We start from the raw sequence: 6,095 nt of genomic DNA on the forward strand, positions 1-6,095 counted from the left end.
ATTAATAATGGGAATTCATACATTTTTCACATCACTAAATGATTTGGAGCGTATTGTACGTTGTCCAGGACGTTACAAATTTGAGGAACACAATGTAGCAGCACATTCTTGGAAAGTCAGTCAATATGCAATGTTCTTTGGAACTATTGAAGAGCGTAGTAGCAAAGTGATTGACTGGAAGATATTGTACGAAAGAACGATCAATCATGACTTCGGGGAAGTTTTCATCGGTGACATAAAAACACCTGTGAAACATGCGTCACCAGAGCTTCGTAAAATGATTAACGAAGTAGAAGAAAAAATGGTAGCAAACTTCATAGAATCAGAGATTCCAGAAGAGTTTCGCGAGGTATTTGCAGGTCGAATGAAAGAAGGTAAAGATGGAACTACCGAGGGCTTGCTTTTGGAATTAGCAGACAAGTTAGATCAGCTCTATGAATCTTTTGCAGAGTTAAAGCGTGGTAATACAGACCAAGAGTTTGTATCAATGTATCAAAACGCACTGAAACGAATCTTAGAGATTCCGTTAACAGAGAGCGTTAAATATTTCAAAGAAGTCATTTTGATGGACATGATCGGCGAAGAAACAACGATTGATGTGCGAGCATTGACAGAAAAAGTATTAGAGACTGCCTAAGGGTAGTCTTTTTTTTTGTTCTTCTATTTTATGAAGATATCAGAATAATACATAGGCTATTGCATACTCTAAATAGAGTTTTAAAAAAAATACAGGAGGAAAAAAATGCAAAATAAAAACATGAGAAAATCAAGTGAAAAAATGGTTAAGGGGGTATTGGCACTTTCTTTAATACTATCCGGCTCTATATCTACAGGTCTAATAGGTGTCGATAAGTTAGCTTATGCTGCAGAAATGTCTTCTTTAAAAGAAAACCCTGTTACAGATTTCAAGTATACGACACATTCTGGTACAAAAGAAGTTACGATAACCGACTACTTAGGTGTAGGTACCGATGTAGTAATTCCTGCTTATATTCAAGGTAACCCGGTTGCCTATATCGGCAATTCTGCATTCAAAGGTAACAATCTGAAATCTGTAATTCTTCCAGAAGGAATTAAGACAATTGCTTCAAATGCATTTCAAAATAATTTGTTGACGAGCGTAAATTTGCCAAACAAATTAACAAAAATTGAACTTAATGCTTTCGAAAATAATCAGCTAGAAACCATTTTACTACCATCTTCATTAACGACACTAGGAAATTATGTGTTTAAGAATAATAAGTTGAAATCAGTCGATATTCCTAATTCTATAATATCAATGGGTCTAGAAGTTTTTAGTAATAATAAAATTACTAATGTAACATTTAAGAAAGATGTGAAATATGGGAGTGGGACATTTCTAAACAATAATATTAAATCAGTATCTTTTGAAGATGGTGTAACAACAATTGGCAATTCAATGTTTGAAAAAAACCAAATAACCTCTGTAGATATTCCTGCATCTGTGCGAACAATAGGAAGTCGTACGTTTAGTGAAAATCTGCTAACTAAAGTAAAGCTGCCTGAAGGAGTTACGAGCATAGGGAGTTCCTCATTTAATATGAATCAGATCAGAGAATTTCATGTTCCTTCTACTGTTTCTACTTTCTTAGTAAGCGTATTGGCTTTAAATGCAACAGTACCAGCTGACGTAAAAGTTTATGGTTACGAAAATCCAACATATGCAAAAAGCTGGGCAACTAAAGATAAACACACTTGGGTATCCTTAGGGGAATCATATGTGCCAGATGCTCCTGAAATTTCGGCTAATTTTAATTATACGATAGCAAATGGAGAAGTCACGATAACAGAATACACGGGTCTGGTGAAAAATGTATGGATTCCAGATATGATTGAAGGTTTGCCTGTTGTTCATATAGGAAATTCAGCTTTTAAGCGTATTCAATTAACAGGTGTAACACTACCTTCTACCTTGAAAACAATTGGTTCTGATGCATTTTCTTATAACCTGTTAACCTCAGTGAAATTGCCAGAAAAAATTGTAAGCGTAGATCAAAGAGCATTCCAAAATAACCTAATTCATTCCGTCAATTTTCCCGAGAGTCTTAAAAAGCTAGGGGATCATTCTTTTGGTGGAAATGCAATTACAGAAGTGAAATTAACCACAAAGATGACTGAATTAGGGGTTTCAGTTTTTAGTGCAAATAACATAACTAAAGTTGAAATAGAAGAGGGTGTTACAAGAATACCTTCTTCTACCTTTACTGGCAACAAGCTCTCGGATATTACTTTACCCTCATCTTTGAAAACTATAGAATACATGGCATTTAATAATAACTTGCTATCAGTTGTCAAAATTCCAGACAATGTGAATGAAATAGGCTCCATGGCATTTGGCAATAATGATATTCATTCCATAACAATGCCTTATTCTTTAACGAGTGTATTGAGTACATCCATATTACAAGCGAATAGTGTCAGCGTTTCGAACGTAACAGTGTATGGGCACGACACACCGGAATTTGCAAAGAACTGGGCAAATACCATCGGATATAAATTTGTGTCTTTAGGAACCTATGTTGATTGGAAATCAGTAACAGATTCCGTAGTTAAGGCTGAAAATACTAAGTTGCAAGTTGATGTAACAATGGCAAGCACACTTGTTAATACATTGCCATCTGGAGCAGAAAAAACAAACTTGTTGAATCGATTAAGCGTGATTCAAAAAGCAATTGATGACGCAATAGCGTTAGCCAACCAAATAGCAATAGCAACAGCTTCTGTCATGAAAGCAGAAGACTCTAAAGCACAAGTAGATGTAACTTCGGCCCGTACGCTTGTCAATGCACTTTCAAATGACAGCGTGAAAACAAGCTTAATTTCACGATTGGACACAGTGCAAGCAGAAATTAATTTAACAGCTGAAATTGCCAGAGCGACTACATCCGTAGTCAAAGCAGAAGGCTCTAAATTACAAACAGATGTAGATAGATCTCGTTTACTTGTGAACAATCTTTCATCTGGAGCAGAGAAAACAAGCTTAACGAATCGATTGAATATGGTGCAGAAAGCAATTGATGATGCGAAAGCACTTGCAGGGCAAATTGCAACAGCGGCAGTTTCAGTTGAAAAAGCAGAGGAGTCGAAGCTACAAGCAGATATAGATGCTGCACGATCTTTAGTTATAGCATTGCCGTCTGTCTCCGAGAAAAATGCTTTAACAGTAAGATTAGACTCGATAGTTGTTACATCTGATGGGGCGGAACTAGTAAAAGAAGCACAAGATACAGTAGACAAGTTAAATGACGAGTCGACAAAAGAGCAAATCGCCACAGCAAAAGAATTAGTAGCTAAATTGCCTGACAGTTCAACTAAAATGGAGTTAAGTGACCGTATCACGAGCATCGAGTTGAACATAAAAGCAATTAATGCAGTAGTTCAAGCAGAAAAAATGCAAACGAACTACAACATCACGCTTGCGGAAAAATCCATCAATCAGTTATCTGATGGACCGCTTAAAACAGAACTCTCTGAACGTATCGAGCAATTGAAGTTGACATTAGAGGCCGAGAGCAAAGTGAAATCCGCGGAGCTGACGAAAAGTGATTCTGACATTATGAATGCTTTGGACAGCATTAACAAGCTGAAAGATTCTCCAAAGAAAACGGAACTTTTGAACCGTATAAAAGTCATCCAAGATGCACTTGCAGCGGAAGTAGAAGAAGCACTATTAGAAGAAGCAACAACTCTTGTGGTTTTGGCAGAGCAACATAAACGTGATCCGTATTTAACCAGTGCGAAAGATTTCGTTGCTAAGTTACAAGACGGAGCAGACAAAACAGCTCTAGAAATAAGACTCCAAGTAATAATAGAAGCAGTTCCAACAACGCCACAGGATCCTGCATTGGATCCAGCTCTTCTAAAAGCTGCAGAGCAACAAGTTACATTTGCAGAACGTTACAAGCGTGACCCGTACTTAACACGTGCACAGGAAGCTATAGACAAACTTCCATCGAGTGAAGCGAAAACGGCTTTCCAAGAAAGATTGAATTTCCTCCTCAATGGGTAGTGGTAGTTGATAATGCCAGTAGCTCAAGCGGTGAAATATAAACGACGTAAAGCATTGAAAAACGGGGGAAGTTCTTTTCTGAATTTGAATGTGAAGCTATTAGGAGAGTAGTAGAGAAAAAAATTGTTTTAATAAAAAAAACTAAAGACTGCCTAATGGCGGTCTTTTTATATCTGGAAAAATCTTCGGTAATATCCGTGAAAAAAAACTAATTTATTTAGTGAGTAGTTCTACAACCCATTTCCTCTATTGGCATTGATTTAAAGCTATTCTTATAAATTTATAGTTAGTACATATAATAGCGGGTCATTAAAAAAAACGTTGGAGGAAAATAGAAAATGATTAATGAGAAAAATAAGCTATATAAAGCAAGAAATGTAATGTCTAGTTCCTTAGTCAAAACAGCATTAGCAGCATCGTTGTTGTTGTCAGGAATGACAGGTGTTGTGGGTCCCATTGAATCAAGTAGTGGGATATTTGGGGAAAATTTCTTGATTACACAGGCAGAGGCTGCTGAAGTGTCCTATAGTAATTGGATTACAGGAAGCGGCCAACATTCGCTCATATTGAAAGCGGACGGAACTGTTTGGACTGCGGGCAGAAACAACTATGGAGCACTTGGAAATGGAATTGGTAATAACAATCTAGGAGAGCGTGAATTTAAAAAGGTTTCTGGAATAGACGATGTTTCATTTGTTGCCGCTGGAGAAAGTTTTAATCTCGTTATTAAAAAAGATGGAACGGTTTGGTCATGGGGATACAATTCGTTTGGACAGCTTGGAGATGGGACGAGTAGTGGTACAAACTCTAAGGGAACTCCGGTGCCCGTGGTTGGTATAGATAATGTTGTTGGGGTAGATGGTGGTAATCTTCATTCACTTGCTGTAAAAAAAGACGGAACAGTATGGGCATGGGGAAACAATGGCAACAGTCAGTTAGGAGATGGAACCACTACTAATAGATCGACTCCAGTACAGGTTCCAGGTTTAACAGATGTTATTCAAGTAAAAGCTTCTGACAGTTTCTCGCTGGCGTTAAAAAAAGACGGGACAGTATGGGCGTGGGGCAATAATCGATATGGATTTTTAGGAGATGGGACTACTACAAATAGAAAAGTTCCTGTACAAGTCACAGGATTAACGGATATAAAATCAATTGATACCACTTTCAATCATTCATTAGCTTTGAAGTCTGACGGAACTGTGTGGGTATGGGGATTAAATAATGAAGGACAGCTAGGGAATGGAATAGTTACAAATGGTTCAACTCCAAATAGTAGACCATTTCAAGTTCCAGGTTTGACAAACATAAAAGAAATCATGGCTCAAAACCTACGTTCTTTTGCCCTAAAAAATGATGGAACTTTATGGGGGTGGGGAAACAATATGAACGGTGAGCTTGGTGATGGAACCAAAGTTTTACAAAAGACACCTGTTCAGACTATAGGGATTGGCAAGATACATTCTATGGGAGGAGGAGACCGTCACACATTTGTGATTACGGAAGATTTAAGGACTTATACGTGGGGCTACAATAGCTATGGGCAACTAGGAATAGGTACTGCTTCTTCTGTGCAGTCGCCAACCTTTATAGACATCTATTTAGATGAATCAGTTAAATTAAATGAAGATATAGCAATAGCTACAGCTTCTGTCGCAAAAGCAGAAGGCTCGAAGTTGCAAGCAGATGTAGATGCCTCTAGTTTACTTGTAAACCTATTACCAGATAGTACAGAGAAGACGAACTTAACGAATCGTTTGAACGTTGTGCAAAAAGCAATCGATGATGCGAAGGCTTTAGCGGTTCAGGTCGAAACGGCAACGACTGCAGTGGTGAAAGCAGAAGGTTCTAAGTTGCAAGCAGACGTAACAGCGGCTCGCACGTTAGTAAACGCACTTCCAACTGGCACCGAAAAGACTAGCTTGACGAATCGGTTGAACGTTGTGCAAAAAGCAATCGATGATGCGAAGGCTTTAGCGGTTCAGGTCGAAACGGCAACGACTGCAGTGGTGAAAGCAGAAGGTTCTAAGTTGCAAGCAGACGTAACAGCGGCTCGCACGTTAGT

At 38.1% G+C, this 6,095-nt stretch carries 3 protein-coding genes; all 3 read left to right on the forward strand.

The window, feature by feature from the left end:
* Nucleotides 1-7 precede the first annotated feature (7 nt).
* On the forward strand, nt 8-637 hold the full coding sequence (locus MHI40_RS22095; RefSeq protein WP_340765613.1) for a YfbR-like 5'-deoxynucleotidase: 630 nt from the start codon (nt 8-10) through the stop codon (nt 635-637).
* Between the two features lie 105 nt (nt 638-742).
* Nucleotides 743-4,030, forward strand: a complete 3,288-nt coding sequence (locus MHI40_RS22100) for a leucine-rich repeat protein (protein WP_340765615.1) — start codon at nt 743-745, stop codon at nt 4,028-4,030.
* Nucleotides 4,031-4,368: 338 nt separating this feature from the next.
* On the forward strand, nt 4,369-6,095 hold a 1,727-nt coding region (locus MHI40_RS22105), incomplete at its 3' end, for an RCC1 domain-containing protein (RefSeq protein ID WP_445678347.1).

This window comes from Psychrobacillus sp. FSL H8-0510, assembly GCF_038008345.1.
GTDB classification, from domain to species: domain Bacteria; phylum Bacillota; class Bacilli; order Bacillales_A; family Planococcaceae; genus Psychrobacillus; species Psychrobacillus psychrotolerans.

Bases quoted from the DNA above. Each gene is read 5' to 3' on its own strand.
- MHI40_RS22095 (WP_340765613.1), top strand. From the start codon at position 8: ATGGGAATTCATACATTTTTCACATCACTAAATGATTTGGAGCGTATT.
- MHI40_RS22100 (WP_340765615.1), top strand. From the start codon at position 743: ATGCAAAATAAAAACATGAGAAAATCAAGTGAAAAAATGGTTAAGGGG.